The sequence below is a fragment of the Paenibacillus sp. FSL R5-0475 genome (assembly GCF_038004585.1).
Lineage (GTDB): Bacteria > Bacillota > Bacilli > Paenibacillales > Paenibacillaceae > Paenibacillus_AQ.
Map to the genome: position 1 here is coordinate 4,455,206 of NZ_JBBORK010000001.1, position 23,654 is coordinate 4,478,859.

General features: G+C 44.8%; 12 protein-coding genes. 2 read left to right on the forward strand and 10 right to left on the reverse strand.

Going from position 1 to position 23,654, the window contains the following annotated elements:
• Position 1 precedes the first annotated feature (1 nt).
• The 8 genes from MKX41_RS19945 to MKX41_RS19980 all read right to left on the reverse strand — a co-directional run bounded on the left by MKX41_RS19945 (position 2) and on the right by MKX41_RS19980 (position 8,471).
• Positions 2 to 733: a glycosyltransferase gene (locus MKX41_RS19945; protein ID WP_340972768.1), complete on the reverse strand. Its 732-nt coding sequence runs from the start codon at positions 731 to 733 to the stop codon at positions 2 to 4.
• The gene (locus tag MKX41_RS19950) at positions 730 to 1,932 is read right to left on the reverse strand and encodes a hypothetical protein (protein ID WP_340972769.1); all 1,203 of its coding nucleotides are present in this window, start codon (positions 1,930 to 1,932) and stop codon (positions 730 to 732) included. The genes MKX41_RS19945 and MKX41_RS19950 overlap by 4 nt, the downstream gene beginning before the upstream one ends.
• Positions 1,929 to 3,383 (reverse strand): hypothetical protein, encoded by a 1,455-nt coding sequence (locus tag MKX41_RS19955; RefSeq protein ID WP_340972770.1) that lies wholly within the window; start codon positions 3,381 to 3,383, stop codon positions 1,929 to 1,931. Before MKX41_RS19955 ends, MKX41_RS19950 begins: the two co-directional genes overlap by 4 nt.
• A 69-nt stretch (positions 3,384 to 3,452) precedes the next feature.
• Positions 3,453 to 4,535 carry a sporulation protein YunB gene (gene yunB, locus MKX41_RS19960; RefSeq protein WP_371915736.1) on the reverse strand — a complete coding sequence of 361 codons (1,083 nt, stop codon included), beginning with the start codon at positions 4,533 to 4,535 and terminating at the stop codon, positions 3,453 to 3,455.
• Between the two features lie 145 nt (positions 4,536 to 4,680).
• Positions 4,681 to 5,292, reverse strand: a complete 612-nt coding sequence (locus tag MKX41_RS19965) for a TVP38/TMEM64 family protein (protein ID WP_076285278.1) — start codon at positions 5,290 to 5,292, stop codon at positions 4,681 to 4,683.
• A 264-nt stretch (positions 5,293 to 5,556) separates the two neighbouring features.
• Positions 5,557 to 6,426, reverse strand: coding sequence for a glycine betaine ABC transporter substrate-binding protein (locus tag MKX41_RS19970; protein WP_042191671.1), 870 nt, complete (start codon positions 6,424 to 6,426; stop codon positions 5,557 to 5,559).
• A gap of 15 nt (positions 6,427 to 6,441) precedes the next feature.
• Positions 6,442 to 7,275: an ABC transporter permease gene (locus MKX41_RS19975; RefSeq protein ID WP_042191673.1), complete on the reverse strand. Its 834-nt coding sequence runs from the start codon at positions 7,273 to 7,275 to the stop codon at positions 6,442 to 6,444.
• Positions 7,275 to 8,471, reverse strand: a complete 1,197-nt coding sequence (locus MKX41_RS19980; protein WP_042191675.1) for a quaternary amine ABC transporter ATP-binding protein — start codon at positions 8,469 to 8,471, stop codon at positions 7,275 to 7,277. The genes MKX41_RS19975 and MKX41_RS19980 overlap by 1 nt, the downstream gene beginning before the upstream one ends.
• A 259-nt stretch (positions 8,472 to 8,730) precedes the next feature.
• On the opposite strand from MKX41_RS19980, the gene MKX41_RS19985 reads away from it, so the two are divergent.
• Positions 8,731 to 9,291, forward strand: a complete 561-nt coding sequence (locus MKX41_RS19985; RefSeq protein ID WP_042191677.1) for a GbsR/MarR family transcriptional regulator — start codon at positions 8,731 to 8,733, stop codon at positions 9,289 to 9,291.
• Between the two features lie 59 nt (positions 9,292 to 9,350).
• Here the strand turns inward: MKX41_RS19985 and MKX41_RS19990 are convergent, their stop codons facing one another.
• On the reverse strand, positions 9,351 to 14,246 hold the full coding sequence (locus MKX41_RS19990; RefSeq protein ID WP_340972773.1) for a carbohydrate binding domain-containing protein: 4,896 nt from the start codon (positions 14,244 to 14,246) through the stop codon (positions 9,351 to 9,353).
• A gap of 306 nt (positions 14,247 to 14,552) precedes the next feature.
• Between MKX41_RS19990 and MKX41_RS19995 the strand changes: the two genes are divergently transcribed.
• A complete protein-coding gene (locus MKX41_RS19995) occupies positions 14,553 to 15,569 on the forward strand; it encodes a LacI family DNA-binding transcriptional regulator (protein ID WP_340972775.1) in 1,017 nt (338 codons plus the stop codon).
• Between the two features lie 113 nt (positions 15,570 to 15,682).
• Here the strand turns inward: MKX41_RS19995 and MKX41_RS20000 are convergent, their stop codons facing one another.
• Positions 15,683 to 23,203, reverse strand: coding sequence for an S-layer homology domain-containing protein (locus MKX41_RS20000; RefSeq protein ID WP_340972777.1), 7,521 nt, complete (start codon positions 23,201 to 23,203; stop codon positions 15,683 to 15,685).
• Positions 23,204 to 23,654: the final 451 nt, after the last annotated feature.

Below are 23,654 nucleotides of genomic sequence, written 5' to 3' on the forward strand. Positions count from 1 at the left end.
GCTATTCTTTCCATTCGATCAAATGGGGCTGCTCATCTAGAATGGACTGGTACTGCTCCAGACTCCCCCAGCGCCCCTCTGGATCAAGCTCCATATAACGCGAATATTTAAGTCGAAGCTCTTCCGGCGGAACCGCCCATCCATAATGCTTCACCCGCAGTTCGGCAAGAAAACCCGGTAATACAGAGTAAGAAAGCGGCAGCCTAGGAACATGATGATCCATTTTCGGGAAGAAATAATGAAAATTCGGCAAATATCGGACAAGTGTACGAGTATGCTTCGTATGGATATTCCAATGTTCATCTTCACGATAATGGGTGGTACCACCCCAGAAATCAAATAGCCGGAAAGATACCCAGTCATACACATCCTGATCAATCAGCCGTCTCATCTCCCGTTTAGCTGCCTCTTCATAGAACTCATCAGCGTCTACAGACAGGAGCCAATCCGGATTCGTAGATACCGCCAAATCCCATAACGTCTGCCTTAGCTCCCACTCACGATTAAACAAGGAGGTCTCCAGTGTCACAAGCTTCGTAACCTTGGCAAAAGAACGACATAACTGTGCCGTATGATCTGTACTTCCATCATCAACAACTACAATATCATCCACGAACTCACTCAGTTCTTCAAGTACCTGCTCCAGATACCTTCCAGCTTCGTTTCGAACCTGCATCATAGCGGTCAAGCGGTTACCTGCTGTTTTGCGGAGAGGCCATCTATGACTACTCATCCCTCCACTCTCCTTTTCAATCGTTTTACCGCCTCTTCTAGATCTGCCATCTCTGATAAAAGCGGCCACGCCTGAATGTCTTGCCCTGCCGCATTCAAGAAGCTGCGTATAGCCTCATGTCGCCTGCCATGGAGCAAGTGTATTGTGCCTTCTATAGTCCCATCAACACTCCCCTCCAAATCTTGCTGAAGCTCTAGCGCTTTCTCCCATTGGAAGGTCCGAATATAATTCTGAATCAATAACAGCTTCGCCTCTGAGGTAGTGAGCGAACTCAGAATTCGTACTGCCGCAGCTTCATCCTCATTCAAGCGAAACAGCTCTGCCCGGACAAGTTCGTACTGCCCGGAGTGAAGCCAGCCCCGCAGTCTTTCCGCATCCCGCTTCTCCTCAGCTGTAAATGCCGTAATCGTATATTGTTGAACAGCTGTTTCCAAATCCCCAGTCTTACCCTCTATAGCCGAAAAAAAGCGAAAATGTGAATGAAGGCAATCTAAATATTCATACAGCACCATGAGCTCAAAGGATTGCGCCAGATAGCAGTTTGCTACGGAATCCCCCAACAAGTACAGATAAGAAGCTGCCAAGTAATGTACAACAGGTTGACTAGGCAGCTTAGCACACATGGAAATGTAATAGTCCGTCCGCAACTCAAGCTGTATAGTAACCCAATCAGCAGGTGATATCGTTGAATCCTGCCACAAGTTCACTATGGCCTTCCTCCACAGTACCTCATAATCCGTAAGAAAATACAGCCGATCTCCCTGAAAGGTAGCTCCATAGGATTCCTGCTGATCTCCGCCGAGATAGAGCACACCTTCCCTGCGTAAGCTCTGCTCTAGATATATCCGTTCAGATCGGGTGGCTACAAGGTCAGCCTTTGCGCCAAGCAAACCGCTGTATTTATCCCATAACCACTTCTTTTCTTCTTCCGGACAACGTTCTAGCAGAGCCACTACATAAGCTGCCTGCAAGGAGAGAACCTCTGAAAGCCAATAAGGAGAAGAGACAAGAATCGTGTATTGCTTCATGTTCAAAGAATAAATATCTGCAGCCGCAACTGCCCTAATCTGATTGTTAGTCTGCTGCTCACTGGTCATTCGTCCAGCAAAGCAGACCCCTTCCCGGTTGGGAAGAAGCTCTAGCAATCTTTTATATTCGTAGTCCTCCCAAGAACCTCCGCTTAGAATTAAATATTTCATGGGTGTGCCTCCTTGGAATCGGACAAATCCCCAATATAGCCTATTACCAGAGAGGCATTAGGGTGAAGCAGCAATTGACGGGAAGTAAACTTCCTATTGCTAATCATCCCAGGCACGATCCCTCCTTTGTAAGCAATACTTTCAAGAGGTAGAGTGAGCGCTGAATCTCCCCCTGCAAGTAAATGAACCCCCGCTTCCTCCATTTCAGTCGATAAACTTACGATCAGATCAGCGGAGCCTTGGGTTATGGCCTTCACCACCCGCTCAATATAATGTTTCTCATATTGGATAGAAGTGGACAAATACAGAATGATATCACTCTCATATAATGCAGATGCGTTCTTTAACGCCCGTAACCATCCATCCTCACCATGAACCGTTATCACTACATCATGTTCGCTAACCGGAAACTCAGGAGCAGCGTCCAGCAAAGTATCTCTGATCCAAATCCAGCGAATATACTTGTAGCTCTGCTGCTCGCGTGCAGCTATCCATTGCTCCTTCAGCTCATCACAATCCCAAGCTTCATCACAATACACTATGGCCGTTACCAACGGAGAAGCTAGGGGTATCCTGCCCAATGGTATAACCGGCTGTGGAAATTTTAAGAATTCAGTAGGCGGTACTAAAAGTCCTTCGTTCTCTATCCCGCTTTCAAGTGCCCATTTCTTGTAGTATGTCTGCCAGCCATTCGTCTGTTTGGATTCGTCCTTCGTTCTCAGGTATCTATCCAGTGACTGAATAGCATGAACATACACAGCTTCACTCAGTGCCAGTTTCGCTCCAATCTGCCGCGCTCGGAGACACCAGTCAGCTATCATGAGATGCCGCGCTTGAAGCGAGGTGTCAAAGCCGCCATTTCGCTGAATCAATTCCTTAGTGAATAGAAGACAAGATCCGGTTAGCACTTCCACCTCGCGCCATTCGCCTTGATACCGCCCAAGACTGTAGCTTACATGCTCAGCTAATTCATGATGAGTACCAAAGTGAAGCCGTTTCTTCCCTTCTCCCCTCTCGGTAGAAGAACGCGGAGCAATGACTCTAACGGAAGCATCATCAAAGGAAGCCCACATTAACTCGCTTAACCAGCCAGGCGATATCATAATCGAATCTTCAAGCAGAACAGCAAAGGTGGTCTCGATATGGGCCAGAGCTAGGTTGGGCATATACTCCTCCTTCTCATAGGGTAGGAAGAGCACCGGTTCCTCTGGCGAGAACTGTCTTGCTAATACCTCCATGGGGAAATCGGGCGTCATTGAAACAGCAATAATGCGCACAGCCACTCCCGAGTGACGCAGCAGCAGGGGTAAACAGACCCTGGCACATTCCATACGGCTAAGCTCAACTACAATAGAAATCCCATCTTCACTAGGCAAGGGTAGAAGTCCGGCACGTTCAAGGAAACCATATCTCCCTGCCAAGCGTTCCATATTCAGCGATTCATGTGACATTAGGACTCACGCTCCATTTATTTAAAGCAACTCTACCTATAGTCTATGAGTGGTTAAGCACGATATCCCTTAATTCCCTCCATTTACACCTTTGCCGCCTTCTTCTGTATGAGCTGCGCCTGTATTCGAAGAATTGGGTGCGGCTGGTGATGAATTGCTATCCTCTTGGCTATTCCCAGGGGTATCCTTGCTCTGATCTGATACTCCATTTTTATCTCCACTTACAGATGGTGCAGGAATAGCAATTCCCGGGGCACTGCTGCCATTAGCTCCGACAGGCTGACCCTGATTATCGTAGTAATACATAGGCACGTCTCCGACGACCATCAAATATGACACAGGAATTTCCGTATCCACTACTTGGGGTTCCATGTCAAAAGGAATAACCACCGCTACCTCCGTAACAATATGGATATAGACCTCAACTAAAATCATATTAATTCCGGCATTTTGCTGGCGAGTGCTGAGTTCAACCTTAACAGCACCTTGCGGTTCAATCTTGATCGGGATATCAGGTCCATAAGAGGCGATGAGAGGACTACCTAGTGCCTGACCGAGCGGAATATATTCTGTCTGATTATGCAAATCCTGCAACGTGGTCTGGATTACCTCTGCTGCTTGCGAAGTAATACGCATATGCTCCGCATAGTTCAACATAAAGCCTGATATTTTCCCGTTCTTATCGGTCTTCCAATCAATTAGTTCCTCCGCATTTCCTCCGTTCGCAACTTGTGAAGTAATCGCTTTATTTATCGACTCTGTTGCGATTTGCTTCACACGAATTTGCGCTAAATGCAAGATAGGTGGCTTCATGTGCAGTTCCACGTATCGCAGTGCTTGTAGCACAAGCACAATTAATACCAACGATGCAATCAACCAAAATTTGCGCCGGCTTCTTGGCTTACGCGTGTTTCCGCCGGAAACGGTCATCTTTCTCTCTGCCCTACTGGATGATCTCATATGACTTCTACTTCGCTTAGCTTCAAAGCGTGCACTCTGTGGTCTTGCCGCTGCCCTACTAGGTTTTGACTTGAACGCGGAGCTTCTTCCAGAGAACCTCGGCGTCCCGCCCCCATTTATTTTTGGCAGCCGAAGCTGACCTAGATCAGGTAATCTTAGCCCTCGGTTCCCCCATTTTCTTAATCTCCCCATTGCGATAGTCCCTCCCACCTTACGTAGAGGTCAAGCCACCTCCACTTAGTTTAAGGTATTCGGAAAGAAGACAAAAAAGAAGAACGTTCCCTCCGGCGGATAATGCCAAAGAAACGTTCTTCATTTATTAAATGATCAATTAATATTAGTGCATTCTACTCCGTTTATCTTCCTGTAGATGGTCCCAGTGCCGCCGTATAAAGATACCGATTAGAATAGCGATAAACACGGCATACCAAGTAATATATCCATTCCATTCTTCTCTAGGGACAATTAAGCTTGAGCCGATCGTACCGAATAGCCAAATGTAGGACAGATTTCCAAGCACGGTTCCCCAAATAAAAGATGATGCTTTTATCGGTGAAACAGCGGACATAAAATTGATTACATTGTTCGGAATAATGGGAATCGTACGTAGAAGGACCAGCGTCCAAATTCCATATCGGTCCAAGTAACGCTGCCATTTGTCATACCTTTTCAGCTTGGACCTCCATTTTCGATCAAACCAATTGTAAAGGTATCGTCGAATGAGGAAGTACATCAGTATTCCACCCAGATTACAAGCCAGCCAACTAATTATCATACCTCCAATAACGTTAAATACAGACACATGGAGGACAATCAAAATTACGAACGGAAAAAATCCTAATATACTCTGCAACAGCGCCAATGGAATCGTCACAAATAAAATAGAGGGTCCACTAAGGCCAAGCGTTTGCAGCAGCCAATCTATCCAGGTATTTATGGTCTCTGTCATGAAGCAGTCTCCTCTCTTGACTCCTTGCAGCAGCTGCCTCCTGATTTACTTCGCTAAAGCATAAGTGTGAGCATTAAAATATATGCAAAGTATAGATATTCCTTTGAATACTTTGCTTATATTCCCAAGAAAAACACCCCTTCCGGGGTGTTTTATTGAATGATTTTGCTTATGAAGTGCATTTGTAAAGAACAGTGGTTAGCGTACAAGTTACACTTTTGTAATCCATTGATTCTTCACATCATACCACAGAATTCTATCTACTTACAATTCTACACCTTGAATCCACGCATTCACTTTATCCGGGTTGTTTTCTACCCAAGTTTTAGCAGCTTCTTCTGGTGACTTCCCACCTTGAACCTCAACCATTACTTTCGCCATGTCTTCTGCTGTCCACTCGAATTGATCCAAGAACTTATAGACATTCGGCATGTCTTCTTTCAGACCTTGACGAACCATCGTATGGATTTGCTCATCCGCACCATATACACCTTTTGGATCTTCCAGATATTTCAGGTCCATATTGGCGAACATCCAGTGTGGTGTCCAACCCGTTACAACGATAGGCTCGTTGTTGTCATAGGCTTTTTGCAGCTCCTGAGCCATCGCTGCCGATGAACTTTCTAGAAGCGTATATTCACTAAGACCATATTCCGCAATAGCCTTTTCAGTCGTCGTCATAATACCAGCACCAGGCTCAATTCCGATAATTCGATTGCTCAATTTACCTGCCAGGTCACTGTTCTTCAAGTCTTCAATAGAATTAATATCCATGTACGCTGGAACCGCTAAACCAACTTTAGTTCCGTTCAAATTAGCACCTAAATCTTCGATTTTCGAACCATACTTCTCTAAATAAGCTGCATGCGTGCTTGGTAACCAAGCTGCGACCATAGCATCCGCACTACCATCAGCAACCCCTGCCCACATTGGGCCTGCATCTACCTGTAGCATTTCAACGGTAGCTCCAAGCTTAGTTTCAAGTACTTCTTTAACAACATAAGTACTCGCAATTTCGGAATCCCATGCCACATATGCCAATTTCACTTTTTCTTTACTAGTGGATGAACATCCGGCAATAACAGTAATCATCATAATCACTAACAGGAATATACCTATATTTTTTTTCTTCATATCTATTTAAAACCCCTATCTCTGTTTTGGTTTTAGTGCGTTCTGCGTTAAACGGTCGAGTAGAATAGCTATAATAACGATAGCAATCCCCGCCTCGAACCCATCTCCTGTCTTAGCCTGCGATACCGCGCGGTATACATAGGCACCTACACCTTGCGCACCGATCATAGATGAGATGACAACCATCGAGAGTGATAACATAATCGTCTGATTGACGCCTGCCATAATCGTTGGCAGTGCGATCGGCAGCTGCAATTTAACCAGCTTCTGAGTTGGTGTTGAACCGAAAGCATCGGCTGCTTCAACTAACTCCTCTGAAACTTGACGAATACCGAGATTGGTCAAACGAATTGTCGGTGGAATCGCAAAGATGATCGATGCAATTACACCTGGAACTACCCCAAGTGAGAAAAAAGATACCGCTGGCAATAAATACACAAATGCCGGCATCGTCTGCATAAAGTCCAAAATAGGCGTAACTGTATTTCTAACCGCATTTCTCTGCGCACACAAAATACCAATCGGTACGCCGATTACTACAGCCAATATCGAGGCGGTTAGAACAAGGGCTAAAGATTGCATCGAAGGTCCCCATAATCCGAGATTATCGATTAAGAGCAGTCCGATTACCGCAAATAAAGCCATGCGCCATTTCCCAATCCAATAAGACAAAGCTGCAATAAGTACGATAAGCACTAATGCAGGCAGGAAGGTCAGCGCACCTTCAATTGCAGAAACCATTCCACCGATTATTGTAGCGATAAAGTCAAACAAGGGGCCACAATACGTAGTTAGCCAGTTTTCCAACCACTCGAGGGCCTTTCCTAAAGGCAGTTTTGGAATGTCCATTAAGATCCTTCTCCTTCCGGTACCGCGTTACCCGCGAGTGCGGAAAGAACGGCTCCCTTAATCACAATGCCTTTTAATTTATCCGCTTCATCTACGACGGCTACAGGCAAATGTGTCTCAGATATTAGTTCAAAGAAATCATTGAGCAGTGTTTCTGGATATACACGAGGGATCTCCCGCCGTGTAACCTCTAGGATGGATTTATTATCCTTTAGTGCCTGTGCTGCGTCCTCAGCTGTAATAACACCCAAGAGCTTGTTTTCTTTGTCTACCACATACAAGCTGAATATGCCGCTATCACGCATTAATTGAAGTGCTACCCGAGGTCCACGCTCAGGTCTAACCGTTTCCGGTTGCCGCATCACATGAGCTGCTGTTAGCACCTTGGACAAGTCCACATCCTCCACGAACCGCTCTACATATTTATTGGCAGGTTGAATGAGAATCTCTTCCGGTGTACCAATCTGCACGATAACACCGTCTTTCATCAATGCAATCCGATCACCAATCCGCAGGGCTTCGTCTAGATCATGAGTGATGAACACAATCGTCTTCTTCACTCTGGACTGCAATTCCAGCAGCTCCTGCTGCATGTCTTTACGGATCAGCGGATCTAGTGCACTAAAAGCTTCGTCCATGAGCAGGATATCTGGGTCATTAGCAAGTCCTCTTGCTAGTCCCACACGCTGCTGCATCCCTCCGCTGAGTTGATCTGGGCGATGGTTCTCCCATCCCTTTAGACCCACTAGATGCAATGCCTCCATGGCCCGTTCAGTTCTCTTCTTTTTATCTACGCCCTGAACCTCAAGTCCGTATTCCGCATTCTCCAATACCGTCCGGTGTGGAAACAATGCGAACTTCTGAAACACCATGCCGATGTTCTTGCGCCGAAATTGCCGAAGCTCCTCCGGGTTCATTTTCACAACGTCTTTTCCTTTAAAAAGGACTTGTCCCCCTGTAGGCTCAATCAAACGGTTCAACAAACGAACCAACGTTGACTTACCGCTGCCGGACAATCCCATAATGACGAATATTTCTCCTTCTTCAATGCTGAATTCGGCTTTGTTGACTCCGACCGTCAACTTTAATTCCTGAGCGATCTTTTCCTTCGACCACCCTTGCTCTAATAATGGAATCGCCTTTCCCGCATCATGACCGAATACTTTGGTTAGCTTTTTCACCTCTATAATAGCCATGCCGTCCTCCTTCTCCCGAAAATATATCCGGGTTTAGTTCACTTATAGTAGTGTACCGGACTATTGAAAATTCATGCAAACACCATATACGGATAAAATTTAGTGTACAGTTTTAACTTTACGTACTTTATGTATAGAATACTCTGTTTTACACCAAATTCCTTTCTTCATGATTTCTTTACTTATGGAGGGGGATTTGATTACAATACATTGTATAAGGTTGCAGCAGTCTATCGACCTATTCCTCAGGAGGGACATCATGAACGATTTAGAAGGGTTAACACCCGAACAAATAGAGAAGATTAGTAAGGCCCGTGAACGCGTGATAGACTCTATCGGTAAAAATATGGACCTATACGGCATCACTTTATCCATTGGGCATTTATACGGTTATATGTATTTCAATCAAGGTCCAGTGACACTGGACGAGCTTAGCAAAACAATGGGAATGAGCAAAACGTCCATGAGTACGGGAGTCCGTACCCTCCTAGATCTGAAAATGATCGATAAAGTTTGGGGGAGAGGGACTCGCAAAGACCTGTTTACCACTGTGCCTGACTGGCATCAGAATTTCAGTGATTACTTCTCTATTAAATGGAGAAAAGCCGTCGAAGGAAATATGATTTCACTAGCGAAATCACTTGCAGAAATTAACGATATGAAAAAAGAGTATAGTGACGATAGTAAACTTATGCAGCTCTTAAATACAGATGAAGAGAAGATTACCGAATCCATTAATTACTACCGCTGGTTGCTAAAATTAATAGAATCCTTTGAGAATGGTAAGATCTTCGAATTTATCCCTAAAGAAGAATCTTAATTCCAAAACAAAAAACGACAGTGCTCCTGTAAAAAGGAAAACACTGCCGTTTTTTTCGTTTAACCTTCGATTAAGCTTACATCATCCAAATAGATCGTGCTGCCAGCACTAATTTCATTATTCGTCTCCGTACTGTTTCCATCAATAAGCCCTAGTAAAAATACCAAATGAGCCCCTGCGTCTGTCGCACCGTTCATGGTAAATGTGTAGCTGAATTCTTTCATACTCTGGGTCAAAGCTATAAGCTCAGCTTCCATATATTTGTTGTAGTCCCCGCCTTTATGCTCCACAGCTACCTGAATATTACGGTTTACCGTAGAACGGGCCTTAAACTTCAAGGTGTACGTCTTTCCCTGAACAAGCTTGAGGTTTTCGTAATCCACTTGTGCGCTGTAGGCAGCTTGCCCTGTGCCCGTCAGATCTATCGCAAATTCCCCATCTTTTACAGCAGCAGATCCAGTTCCATCAAAATACTGGCTCCACCCTTTAGAATCCACATCAAAGGTTCCATTATCCAGCGTACCGCTTGGTGGGTTCACTAGCGGACCACCTTGTACCTCCCGGACCACAATATCGTCAAAAGAAATCGTATGTGGCGTACTGTTAGCCGTAGGATCAGTGCCCAGCGATTTGCCGATCAGATAATTCAGCTTCAGCGGATTGCTGTTGGACACCATAAATTGTGCGCCATACGTTGCCCAATCGGCAGTAATATCAAACTTAGCTTGAGCGGAAGCTGCAGAAGTATTGGAGTATTCTAGGATGATCTGCCGCGGAACCGTTGATTTCGCCTTAAAGCTCACCTCATACGTTTTTCCGCCTTCCAGTGGGATACCCTCTTGGTAAAATTGTGTATGCCACGCCTCCCATCCTGCTGACGTAATCAAGATTTCTGCCACGCCATCCTTTACCTCAAACGCAGAAACACCACCTTCTCCAGACCATGTGGACCAACCCGTCCTACCACTGCCGAACGAGCCATTTATGACTAGATTGTTATCGTTAGCAAGTATCGTCTGAAGCACAAATCCATTTGCGTAATGGTCAGCTTCTACAGTGATTGTATAGCTGCCCTCGGATGGAAATACTGCTGCATCGATTGTGATTTTTCCAGGCTCAATGGTGTACTGTTCGGTTTCAAGTGTTATACCATTAACCTTCACTGCAATGATTTTCTTTCTCCAATCCTCATGGTCTATGAAGGTTAGCTCAATCGGCTGCGAAACTCTGTTATTGCTGCTATCGCTTAGTAATTCCTGCGGTTTGGCCGGTGCATTTTTGATTTCAAATTTCACATTATCGATGATAATATCATGGCTTTGAGGAATACTAATTCCCTCAACCTTTCCAAGCAGGAATTTAAGTGACAATGTGTCCTTACTGCCTTGACGGAATTCGAATGTGTAATGATTCGTTGCTGGTGTGAGCTCTACAATTTTTGTAAATGAAGCCTGATAAGACGCATTTTCAACATTCACACCGATTTTTCGGGCAATGGTTGAACTGGCATCAAACTCTAGCACATAATCTATTCCGCTTGCAGCTTTCAAGTTATTTTGAAACAACATCACGGAATATGGCTGACTTCCCGTATTCGTAATGTTAAACTTCGCTGTACTCTCTGTAGCGGTGGCACTGCTCTGACCGCCTTGCTCCGTCAGTAGACGATCCCAGGCATAAAATTCAGCGTTGAATTCACCATTTACCAGCGGGTAGTAGACAAGTGATGGATCATAATAAAAGCTCGTACGGAGCAACTTGAAGTTATCCAAGATGATTGTATCCACAGCACCATTCAGAAGTAATATGAATTGTCCCTCATGATCTGTTGTACCTGTAAGGTTGGTGAAGCTGGCTTTTATTTCTTGTTCACCTTGGGCTAAGTTAACCGATTGCTGTGCATGTACGCTGCCGTCTTTTCCAAGAAGTTGAACTGTGGCTGTACGTGCAGAGGATATTGCAGCATTAAAGGTAAGCTCATAATCTTGGCCCTGTATGAGCTGAATTCCCTTCTGAAGCAACCGAACTTCGCCACTTTCGCTGCCGCCAATTTTCACATTCAGCTTGCCTTTTTCATCTACTTTAGCGGCGGCCGTTGTACCATTGGCTGTTTCTACGTGCCAATAGCTCATCCGATTGGGCTCACCAAGATCGAAAGTGCCATTGTACAGATGATTACCGCTACCGAGCGGTGTTTTTATTCCATCATGATCAAAAGGAATACTATCTACCTCTTCCAGACGGACATTACCTAACCAAACTGGTGAAGCGTTAGTTCCCATATTGAACTCTATCCGTGCTGCAATGTCAGAGTTGTCCTTCATTTGAAACATCGTTTCGTAATGGGACATCTCGTAAGTCAGCTCTGCCTTAAGCGCTGGAGAATAAGCCGCAAAGCCACGTGATTCTCCCCCCGTTAATTTAACACTAATATTACGTGACACATCTGTTTTGGCATCGAAGCTGAGCCTATAGAATCTACCTTTAGCAACGGATACGATCGCTTGAGGTTGAACGGAATACGCATTGCCTCCAGCATTACTGATATTTACCTTTAGGAAGTTGTGTCCTCCAATCGATACAGTGGATACTGTAGCATCAGCTCCTGGTTCTTTAAACAAAACCCAATGTGAAGTATTCGGTATACCCATCCCAGTATCTCCCGGAACCTGCTCCGTGAAGTTGTTATTATAGACAAGGTTACCGTCAGGAAGTACTAGCTTTGAGCCTTCTAAGTAAGCTTCCTTCTCCAGCGTTACTGGCACCGGCTCACGATACTCACGGCCTGTCAGTTCATAGACTCTGACATAATCAACCTGCATTGATTTTGGAAACACGGTTTCTGGTGTTGGATCACCATCAAAGTTGCCGCCAACAGCCAGATTTAACAGCAGGTGGAACTCCTGATTGAATGGTGCTGGATAAGCATTATTCGCAGGCTGGCCATTGCTGATGCTGTACCAGTCATTTTTGGTCAAGAACAGCTCACCATCTACATACCAGCGAATTTCTCCCGGTTCCCACTCAATGGAGTACGTATGGAATTGTTCTATCGTGGAGCCTTCCGGGAACACGTACTCTTTGCCAGAGTATACATTGTTAGGCCATTCGCCGCCGTAATGAATGGTACCCGCTACCGTATTAGGACGGCTGCCCCAGCCCTCCATAATATCAAGCTCACCAGAGGAAGCCCAATTCCCGTACTCGTAGTTCTCAGGTAGCATCCAGATCGCTGGCCAGTACCCTTTTCCGGTAGGCGCTTTTGCCCGAATCTCAAATTTCCCATATTTCTTACTGAAAAGACCTTTCGTTTTAAGTCGTGAAGAAGTGTACGCCTTACCACTTACTGCTTCTTTACGCGCAGTAATCACTAGATTACCATCCTGTACCTTTGCGTTCTTCTCATCATTTGTATACCATTGTTTCTCGTTGTTGCCCCAACCTGGATTGTTAAATTGCGAACCATCTCCAAGGTCATAGGTCCATTTCGTAGGATCAATGGTGCCTTCATTGAATTCATCTCCCCAAACCAGCGTCCACGGATCATTGGTTGGTGTTGGACCAACATTACCAGAACTGCTTGAGGCTGAAGTTGCTACTGGCAGTGTCGTTTTACTAGTGTTTCCTTTCTTTAATGGCGAGCCGCCAATCGTTACTCCATCGGCTTTGTTATCTATTGAGGTTACGCTTCCGCTGCCTTGAATCGCTGTGCCTCCAGCGCTCGCAGTCAGGATTAACGCGGCCACCTGTGCATTGTTCTCCAGAGTCAATTGCGTTGAGCTGCCCACCGTAAGACTGGCAACAGTTCCTGAGATTCTTAGCAAAGAACCGCTGACTGCTGAGTCTGCCGAGCGAACCGCTGCAAATATCCCTCGAAGTGAGATAATATGAGGAACGACGTTCATCTCAACATCCCCAAAGCCTGCTCCCGTAAGATCGCTACTCTCTTCCAAGATTGCTCCGGACTGCAGCTGCACAGTACCCACAGCTGTTGAACCGCTGGTATAAATTCGAACCTTGCCGTTAGGTTTGGCTACTTGAAGCGGCCCAAGAGAAGTATTGTGTAAGCCAATACTCTGCTCACCGCCACCTCGTACAAACGTAGTCCCTGTTACCTTTACACCTTCAAGCTTCGCATTCCCTTCGGCAATCCCCTCCGTTAAATAAAGATTGCCTTGGATGACAGTATCTTTAAGAACCACATCGGCATGATTAATGATTACATTGCCCTTTACTGTTCCAAGCGAAGTCTCTCCAGATTTTAAGATGAGTCCCGAAACCATTCGATCAGCAAGCTGAGCAAGCTCTGCACGTGTAATTCCGCCCTCAGGCTTAAACAAACCTCCAGGATAACCTTTAATAAAGCCAGCACCCGATAGGGCTGCTATCGCTTTCGCAGTTTCATCACTGACTCCGTTCAAATCAGTGAATGCTGCTGCGCTACTTTTGTCCGTATTGAAACGAAACACTTTCTCCAAGGATAATGCCGCCTCAGCACGCGAAAGAGCGTGTGAAGGATAAATATTGTTATTCTTATCACTGCTTAAATATCCAGCTGTAATCCCTTTGGCAATATCACTCTTATACCAGTCTGTGGCCAGCACATCCGCTGGAAGCTTATCCGATTGCTCCTGATAATTAAATATACGATTCATAATAGCCGCGAACTCTGCCTTTGTGACTTCCTTACCCGGTCGAAACGACCCATCGTCATATCCACTTATAATCCCATTTGCGCTCCAACGCTGTAATGGACCTGCAGCCCAATGGCTTGGAGATACATCCGTAAACGCTTTCAATACATCGATTGTTTCATTTTCCACTTTCGTTGCCGCTGAATCAGGTGAGTTTCCCTTTAATGGCTCTGCCGCTGAAGCATTCATGCTCCCAACCGGTGATAGCAGCCCGGTGACAAGGAGCATAGCAGCTAATGCTGCCGTGAAATTCCTCTTCATCCTAAACATCACTCCTCGAATTTCGTAATATTCGTAATTCAAGCGAAGAATCGAAATCGGTTTCGACAATGTTATTGTTGCTTAGATTTCCATATTTGTAAAGATATAATTTTGAATTTTTTTACATTATTTTTTCGGAATATATCTCAGTATTAAAATATCCGTTTGACTTGTTTCGGCAATAAGAATAGACTTAAAATAACTGTTTTACTCTTCACTCCATTCAAAAAAACTCATAAATAACCGCTCTACTACAGTCTTTCCCCCATATTCCAACTATTAAGCGGAGGGTGGCTTATACAACATATGAATATCAAAATGATTGCCGAAATGGCAGGCGTTTCTGTCTCGACCGTTTCGAAAATTATGAATAATTACAGCGATGTTTCGGAAAAGACCAAGAAAAGAGTCCTAGAGATCATCGAGCAAACTGGATATTCACCATCCAACTCCGCCAAGACACTTGCAACCAAAAAATCGAATCTGATCGGTGTGATTTTTGCGGGTGAGCTTAATGTAGAATTTACGCACCCTTTTTTCGTTGAGGTATTAAACTCCTTCAAGAAACAGATGGGTGTACTGGGATACGATCTCATCTTCTTTTCTAACGAAAAATTTATTAGCAGCGGAGATTACTTCGCGCGCGCTGTTCATTTTAATGTGGATGGCTGTGTCATTATATCTGGACAGAAGATGGAGCCAACGATCCACGATCTGGACATGAGCAGTATCCCTTGTATCGGGGTAGATCTCGAACTAAAAGGGAAAAAGTCAGGCTTTGTTATGTCAGATAACTTCCAAATATCCTCTAAGGTCGTAGAGCATTTTTACCTTCTTGGTTATAGGGAGCTTGGTTTTATAGGAAGTGCCGCGGATTCAGAAATATCCAATCTACGGGAATCAGGATATACCAAAGCTATCGAAAGTTTCGGTCTCCCTTTGAACCGGCGTTGGTTTGTACATGGCGACGATTTCTTTGAGTCCAGCGGGTATACGGCTATGCAACAATTAATTCAAAGCGGCAGTTTACCAAAGGCCATTTTTGCTGCCTCTGATTTGCTGGCTTTAGGAGCCATCCGTGCATTAAAAGAACATGACCTCCGGGTTCCTGAGGATATCGCCATCATCGGCTGTGATGACATCGAAGCCTGCAAATATACTACACCAAGACTGTCCACCATCCGTCAGAACAAACAACGACTTGGTATCCTCGCTGCCCATATGCTCTATGACTTGATTAACAATCAGTCAGGTGGCGGTTCATTTGTTGTGGAGCCAGTGCTTGTTGTGCGCGAGTCCTGCGGAAGCCAATTGAAATTTTAAGGTATAACATGAATAAATCCCCAAAAGTTCACAACGTCTCAGACCTCGATAAGATGTCTAAGGCATTGTCTAACTTGAGGGGATTTTTCATGTAGGGAACTTACAATTTCATTTTAGAATTTCGCAAGTAGATTTGAAATACTCTGAGCTGCCTCGGCACGGGTTGTCATCGATTGCGGAAGGAAGTTACCATCCTGATGACCCGTCAGAAGCTTAGCTTCTAGCGCACCTTGTACATAGGTTACTGCCCAAGAACTAACTTTAGAGCTGTCATTAGTCGCATGGAATGAGCTTGCTTCCGGCTTAACGCCCGTACGATATGCATAGGCTCTTACCAGCATAGCTGCCATTTCCTCGCGGGTAATCTGTTGATTCGGGTTAAAACGATCCTCGGATACGCCTTGAATAATACCTGCTTCAAAGGTTGCATTGACCGCCTCTTCGTACCACGATCCAGCGACTACATCTTGGAATGAAGTCGGACGACTCGCAGTTAAGGAAAGCGCTCTGCTGAGGAGCGCTGCATATTCTGCTCTTGTGATGGAACCCGATGGGTTAAACATAGAGTCAGATTGTCCCTTCACAATTTGTTTAGCAGATAGTTCCTGAATAGTCTTGTATGCCCAGTGACTTTCAGGTACATCTCGATAGCTGTTTTGGAACGAAAGAACAACGTATTGGCTAAAATGATTCAAATCTACGGTAAGACTGGTTTTGGACGGATTCATCGTCCCCCCTAGATAGGTAAAGCTGCCATTTTCCTCAATACGATAAATACCCGCTAGAGCTGGATTGGTTCCATTTAGAATCGGTAGTGTTATCTTCACGGGTACTGGGAATTGCTTCAGTGAATATTTATTACCAGACTCATCTGACATGATTAATGAGAAGTCCATGATGTCACTAACCCGTGAATACGGTGTAGTTATTGTAAGTTGATTCGATTGAATGGCTTCCATCTTCAAAAGTATTGTTGCTGTCTTCGCAGTTGATGGCAGAAGCTTACGAAGCTCGTTCAATACTTTGGAGGACATAATGGCACGAACCCCATTCACTTGAATCTCTAGATCCCTATTGCCGATCTGATCGAGTTGATCGATCGGAATCATAACTTGATTCTTATCCGCTTGAAGCTGCATGATGATGTTTCCTTCAGCACTCTTCGTTAAAAGTTCATCTGGGATAACAACCGCCCCTGCAGGCAGCTCCGGCTTCACCACCACTGGCGGCGTAACGCTTGATCCTGGGTTCCCCCCACCCGTTGGTGGTGTTGTCGAGGTATCATTTTCGCGCATAACAGCAATAGTGTAAATCTGTTTGGTTCCATCTTGAGCTGTCACAGTTACGGTGATCATATTAGTGCCGACATGTAAATCTCCACTGCCTGTTATCGATACAGTAGCCATAGGATCCGCTGCTGTATAGGTTACTCGCGTAACGGTTGTCGAGTAAGGTACAGTCAGTTCGTAGTTGTATTGCCCAGAGGCAAATCCACGAATCGTAGTTCCATTAACGCGAAGATCTACCAGATCTGCATTGCTTGAAGACTCCGCTTCAGGCTGACGCGTAATGATGATCGTATAAATATTTTGTAATCCGTCTTGAGCTGTCACGGTAACCTTCACGACGTTCCTACCAACCTCAAGGGCTCCACTACCCGTAATCTTAACTACGCTAGTCGGATCGTATGCCGTATAGGTAATATCCGTTACCGACGTACTATAGGGAACCATTACGTTATAGTTCAACGTACTAGGTGCAAAAGCTGGTAGAGTTTCCCCATTCATTCGTAGATCGGACAGCAGAATTTGGTTAGGTAAGGATTCTGACTCACGGATGACGATAATGGTATACACATTCGAGCTGCCGTCTGGAGCTTGGACATGCACTTCCACCAGATTCTCGCCTACTTGCAGAGATTTACCACCTATGACATGAACGCTTAGTAAAGGATCTGCTACCTTATAAGTGACCTCTGCGACCGAAACATTATTCGGTACACGAATCGCATAGTTCATTTGATCCGGTGTGAAGCCGATCAACGATTGACCGTTTACCTGAAGATCTACTAGTGTTGCCTGAGAGATCTGTACTTCTTTAGTTGCAGTGGTCAAATTCGGCATCGTTTCATGCCCTTTCACATCTGCAATCATCGCTTGCGTAATTTGTACAGCAGTAGCCTTTTCTTGTGGTGATACTCGTAGCTTAAGAATCGGAGCATCTGCTTGAATGCCATTCGTTGAGGTTAGAATGATTCTTGTCATTCCATTAACCGTCTCTTTGCGCACAATCTTAACGCCAGGTTGAGCCGGTTCAATCGATGAGAAGATGAGACTGCTGGAGTCTACATTCAAATCGATGGCTGTCACATCTGAAGTCGCATTGTTGATTGATACTTCATAACCGTTAACCTTTTGTGTAGCAGCATCAACTAATTTTGTGAATCGCAAGTCCGCAGCACCCGATTGTTTCTGTTCGGTTTGAGGTATGAACATACCGTCAATGACATGAGAATCTCCAATGGATGGGTTCAGGCCAAGTGCAGTTAGAACTGTTGCAGCCAAGTCTCTTGTATTCCCACCTTGCAATAATTTTTCCTTCCCGTCTTCGGTGGCTACTGTTCTACCATTCGCCGCGAAGAAGATTGTGGTGGCAAGGGGCTCATCTTGCCCATGACTTGTTGCCATGCCCAAAGTTCCGTCTGCATTCTCTTTACCCCCACCATGGTCAGGCAGCATGAGGATGAGCGTGTCTTCCAACAAATGATTGTTCTTTAAAGCATCATAGATGGTCTGGATGTTCTTATCCGTCTTCTTTATTTGCTCATAATACGACTTCGTATAGAATCCATCACCATGGCCCGCCCCATCCATATCATCCAATTGGAAGAAAATTAACGAGGTATCTTTCGCTTTGCCGCTAGCAGCGTATTGCGTGAACGCCGCTACATCAGCTTCATCTCCTAGGGAATAACCTTCGACACCAACAGAAGGTTCAATATGCCCCTGAACGATGTTGCTCCAGGTGGAGAATACCGTTTGCTTAGTAGCAGGCAATGCCTCCCTAATTTTTTTAAATACCGTTGGGTAGTCCCATGATTCACTGTATGTGTAAGCTGCGGTATCGTCATTATATAGACCATGCTTTTCATAACCAACACCATTAATCATCGAACCCCAGTTTGGAGATGAGCTGGAAGGTAAAGTAGTTTTAGCCGTATAGCTAATAGCTCCATGCTCGATAATGTTCCGAATGGCTGGAATTTGCAGGCGATCACCTACCTTTTCTTTCTTGGAGCTAGGCGTCTCCCAATAAGGCGCATCCTTGGAGACCGCTACACCCCCACCATCAATCCCGATGACAACTACACGTTTATAGGGCTGGTATTGGGCTTGGGCTGCCATATCTGCCAGCTCTTCATCCGAAATGCCTTTCGCAAGTGAAAGGTCACCTATCGTAACATAACCATCTGCATTTAGATCTTCGGAAGCTTTAGCATGGAGCTGAATAACGGCAGGCGCCGAATCAAATGCCTTAATCGTTAGTTTTGTTGATCCAGTATAGAAATCCGCATGCTTAACTTCAATGATGCCTTGGCCGGAAGCACCAAGCGTATTGAATTTGAGCTCCGAGATTCTGGACTTTGCATACTCCAGCGGATTCTCGATGTTATAGACATTACCTCCTGGTAGTTCTAGTCTAACGATACCAGGGATCGAAGCGTCTGTCTTCGTTGCGCGAGATGCGCTGACAAATTCGAACTGTTCTGGATCATAGGCTATCTCAACGACAGCTTTGTCCACTTTAGTCGTCATATCAGGTGTACGCAAATCTAGATTATATCGGAATTGCGTACCTTGAACCGTGTGCTTAGCTCCAATCAGATTTAATGAACCAAAAAAATCCTCAATGGAAGCAAGCGGTGGAGCACTGTTATACATATTAGAAACTTCCTGCGCGGTTAATGTTCTTCCATACATATGAAGCTCATCAAGCTGTACTTGCAGCGCATTGCTGTAATTGCCTGTACCATCATTTCCGATCATGGTTGACAATCCTGTATCCAGCGTACCCGTTCGACCTGCAATGGTCATGGTGCTTGCTATACCCTGATAGTTCGTGCCATTAACTTTGGTCACATTTACAGGAACACCATCTTTATAAAAATCAACTCGCCCTGAAGCACGATCATGCGATATGGCGATATGATGCCAGGTGCCATCTACAACATTTGGAATTTGGGCATCTGCACGCGATTCGCCGGATGTATTAAAGTTCCATTGGAGTGCACTTCCCTTCAGCGCTAAGGCATAACCTACATTTGCACCGGAATCCCAATTTTTGTTGGATAGAATCGCAGGGTCTCCTGAGACAGAAGGCGATTTAACCCAAAATGCGAACGAGAAGTTCTTGTCCTTACCGAATTGCAGACTTGTTGGCTTGCCAAGATCAACATATTGCAGCGCTGAGCTCTTGGAATCGATACTCAAGGCTTGTCCGACGCGACCTTTCACGAACTGTGGATCTTTAACCGGTGTTGCCGGTATAGCATTTACAGATTGATCCTCCAAATTATTCTCGAAGGACATCTGTAGAAGTGTATCCGCAGAGAGCACTGAGCTACCAGTAAAATCGATTTCACTCATACTGGTGAATAAAGCGGTTGGGTTATAGGTGCTCGTGACAACAAATTTCACATATCTACCTTGTATCGCTTTATCCAAAATATTGAAGTCTTGATAGCTCGTGCCTTTCCAGGTTTTCTGGAATGTGCCGATCGCTTTATTCGCCGGATTGCTCAAGTACGCCGGATCGGTCAAATCCGATAATTGATCCGAGGCGTAGAGTTCAAAATCCTTTGGAAATTCCAGAGCCGTCTGACTTAAGCGGCTAGTGCGCCCAATACCAGTTAAGTTCTTACTACCCTTCATGTCGATAATCACCCAATGTGGAAATGAGGCTGCAGTCTCCTGCCATTTGGAATGCCAAATCGTAGCGGTATCGTTATCTAGGATGTTCGCAGCATAGGCATTCTCATTGTCCGCATAGGAACTGAAGGAGTCGATTGTGAATGCGTTCTTAGGAATAAAGGAATATATTGCTGCCTGTTGTATTTTTTTATAGACCCACTGAAGCTCGACATAAGCAAGGTCAATTTCGGTTGGGCTATTACTTGCCGTCAGTTGTCTGGCTTTCTGAATTTGCTTCGCAAGCTCGTCTAGCTGTTCTTTCGGGTAAGATACACCACTGACTTTATCGCTGTTCATTTGGAAGGATGCAGCATCATGAATTAATGTGGTGAGCTGTTCAAAGGTAAAGAGCTGAACACCCTTATAGGAATCCGACAATGCTTTATTTTCCGTGGCAGTGAGCGATCTCTTCCAGATTCTCAGATCATCTATGGTAATCGTTGCTCCGCCATTTCCTTTGTTGCCATCCACACCAATCAGCGTGTTAAAGGTTGTGTCTACACTTTGAGTGCCAAGCGAGGCAATACTCCCCGATGCTTTCTCCGTCCCATCTACATAAACTTTTGCTAAGTTGTTTGTTCTGTCCGCCGTAATGGTAAAGAGATGCCACTCCGTTCCTACACTTGATGCTGTAATATCCGCTCTTTTCGTTCCATCACTAATATTTAAGGTCATACCATTGGTGGAGGCAGGTCCAATATACCAACCTAGATTACCGCCACTATTCCAGTTTTTATTGGAAAGGATAGTCTGATCCCCGGAAAGATTGCCTTTGTGCCAGAAAGACACGGTGAAGCTTCCTGCTCCGAATTTCAAATCATCACGCTTGCCCAAATCAATATAATTACTATTACCCGCTGCAATGAGCGCAGCTTTATTGGATTTACCATCGACATACGTTACATTGCCTGCTAGACTTGCAAGCCCTGTCACGTCTTTAGCTTCATCGGATAGGTTACCATCCAATTTCATATCGACCACTAGATCCTTCCACATGGTCGATGGATCAATTGGCGTCAGTTCAGGTGCTTCATTGCCGGCTGTGAACGATTGCTCTAGCGTTGCAGAGCGATTCCCGTAGGCATCAACAGCTGTCACTTGAACAATGTATGAAGTTTGAGGCGCAAGTCCTTCGAGTGGAATATTCATTGCATTCGGAATCGGGGAAAAGTAATAGTCAGAGAATACATTCACAGATTTGCTGCTAACTCCGGATCTTTTATCGATGACATTGATTTCATAATGATGCATAGATTGATCATCTTTCGCTTGCTTAAAGGAAAGTAAAGGTACCGTATCCTGATTCGTTATGTCGAGCTCACTATTGAATACAGGAGCAACCTTATTACGGTTAGCCGTCGTGTACTTGAAATTGCTCTTAATAGCTTCATTCGTCGAGCCTTTTAGCTGAATGACCCACTTATCTCCAGCAACTGTACCCGCACTGTTGAATGGAGGCTGCGGCTCAGCCGTCCACTTACCGTCTGTGTAGATATCTCCAGGATCTGCGTTAAACGCAATCCGATCCACTTCAACCCGATCCGCATATACCTCAACGAAGTCGGCCTGACTGACAGGAAATTCAAAACGTCCTTCAAGTCCCTTCTTAGTCACTTGGGAGTAACCGCGATCGGATTCAATGTAAGACATGGAGCCAAGGTTAACTGAAGTGAAATCCTTCTGGTAAATGGAGCGATCATCACTAATATTCAGATGGGAATGTCCGGAGAAGGTAATCACTTGAGGATAGTCTTTGAGATCCGTATAAAGATTAGGATTCGATGCCTGTTGCCCATCCATTACCGTATTCGATATAGGTTGGTGCACATTCACGAAGATGGGGGTATTCTGATTCTTCGGATCAGCTGTGAGCTCTGCAAGTCTACCCTTTAGCCAATTACGCTGACCTGTATCTGAGTTGTAGTTGTTCCCGTTTAAAAATAAGAAATGATAGCCACCGATTTCAGATTCATAATAGCCATTCGGCTGGTTTGTAAACCAGTCCGTGGGATAATGTTCGTTGACTTTAGCAACTGTGGAATCGTGGTTACCTATAGCCATTCGGATCTGGGTGTTATTCCACTGCTTTCTAGCTAAATTTTGCTCAAAAATTTCCCGAACCATCACATGATCATTAGGCTTGTCGTTCCCATTATCATTAATCATATCGCCAACGACGAGTATCGCATCCGGGTTCGGGAAAATTGACCCTATCGTATCAAAGAATTGGGTGTAACGTGCATCTGCTGAAGCATGTGAGCCTACATGTACGTCAGACATCGCTACAAACTGGAGCAACGGCTTTTCTTTGGTCTTGATGATATAAGAGAAGGTTACTCCTTTACTAGCTACACCATCTTTGATCGTAATGGCAGACAAATTCGTTGTTTTGGAAATCGAGATCGGCGCGTTATATTTTAAACTATGAACATCCGGAAGTGTGCCGTCGAGTGTATAGTAAATGTCAGCATTCTGCGTTGCAGTTGTGAGGTGGATCGTCTGCGCTTCTTCATATCGGCCGGTGGGTACAGAAGTCGTTGGTTGATCTACAGATAGAATCTCAGATTCTTCAGCTGCAAACACAGGGGTGATATTCGGCATCGTGGAACCAATCACTGTAAGTGCCAGTAATAATGCAACAAATTTCCTACCTTTTCTGAACAAAATCATCTCTCCCAAGCATTATTTTATAGTTTTGAATCCCATGAGAACTCTCCATCGACAAAAGAGCTAACTACCCTTATCTCGGATATATTCGATAACTCCTCCTTTCTTCATCCTATTCAAAGTACATACCATACTATTTTTTTTGGTAGACTGGGGTCTGCTGTGTTTATTGTAGGTATGGATTATTTGCCTAGCATTAAATATCTGTAAACTTCAAAAGATGCATCCAAAGGCTGTGATATGGGTCAAAACGCCTAACTCAATACCAAAAGATGCCTAATAAACGAATAACATCTGCATATCATTAGCCGAATATGATCACAACAGTAGCCTAATACATGCATAATATATGCCCAAAAATACTTTTAGTAATGAAACAAAAACGACCGTTCCTCGAAAAAATACCGAGAAACGGTCGTTGCTTTAACAATGTTTTATTATTTATGTT

Bases quoted from the DNA above. Each gene is read 5' to 3' on its own strand.
- MKX41_RS19945 (WP_340972768.1), bottom strand. From the start codon at position 733: ATGAGTAGTCATAGATGGCCTCTCCGCAAAACAGCAGGTAACCGCTTG.
- MKX41_RS19950 (WP_340972769.1), bottom strand. From the start codon at position 1,932: ATGAAATATTTAATTCTAAGCGGAGGTTCTTGGGAGGACTACGAATAT.
- MKX41_RS19955 (WP_340972770.1), bottom strand. From the start codon at position 3,383: ATGTCACATGAATCGCTGAATATGGAACGCTTGGCAGGGAGATATGGT.
- yunB (WP_371915736.1), bottom strand. From the start codon at position 4,535: ATGGGGAGATTAAGAAAATGGGGGAACCGAGGGCTAAGATTACCTGAT.
- MKX41_RS19965 (WP_076285278.1), bottom strand. From the start codon at position 5,292: ATGACAGAGACCATAAATACCTGGATAGATTGGCTGCTGCAAACGCTT.
- MKX41_RS19970 (WP_042191671.1), bottom strand. From the start codon at position 6,426: ATGAAGAAAAAAAATATAGGTATATTCCTGTTAGTGATTATGATGATT.
- MKX41_RS19975 (WP_042191673.1), bottom strand. From the start codon at position 7,275: ATGGACATTCCAAAACTGCCTTTAGGAAAGGCCCTCGAGTGGTTGGAA.
- MKX41_RS19980 (WP_042191675.1), bottom strand. From the start codon at position 8,471: ATGGCTATTATAGAGGTGAAAAAGCTAACCAAAGTATTCGGTCATGAT.
- MKX41_RS19985 (WP_042191677.1), top strand. From the start codon at position 8,731: ATGAACGATTTAGAAGGGTTAACACCCGAACAAATAGAGAAGATTAGT.
- MKX41_RS19990 (WP_340972773.1), bottom strand. From the start codon at position 14,246: ATGAAGAGGAATTTCACGGCAGCATTAGCTGCTATGCTCCTTGTCACC.
- MKX41_RS19995 (WP_340972775.1), top strand. From the start codon at position 14,553: ATGAATATCAAAATGATTGCCGAAATGGCAGGCGTTTCTGTCTCGACC.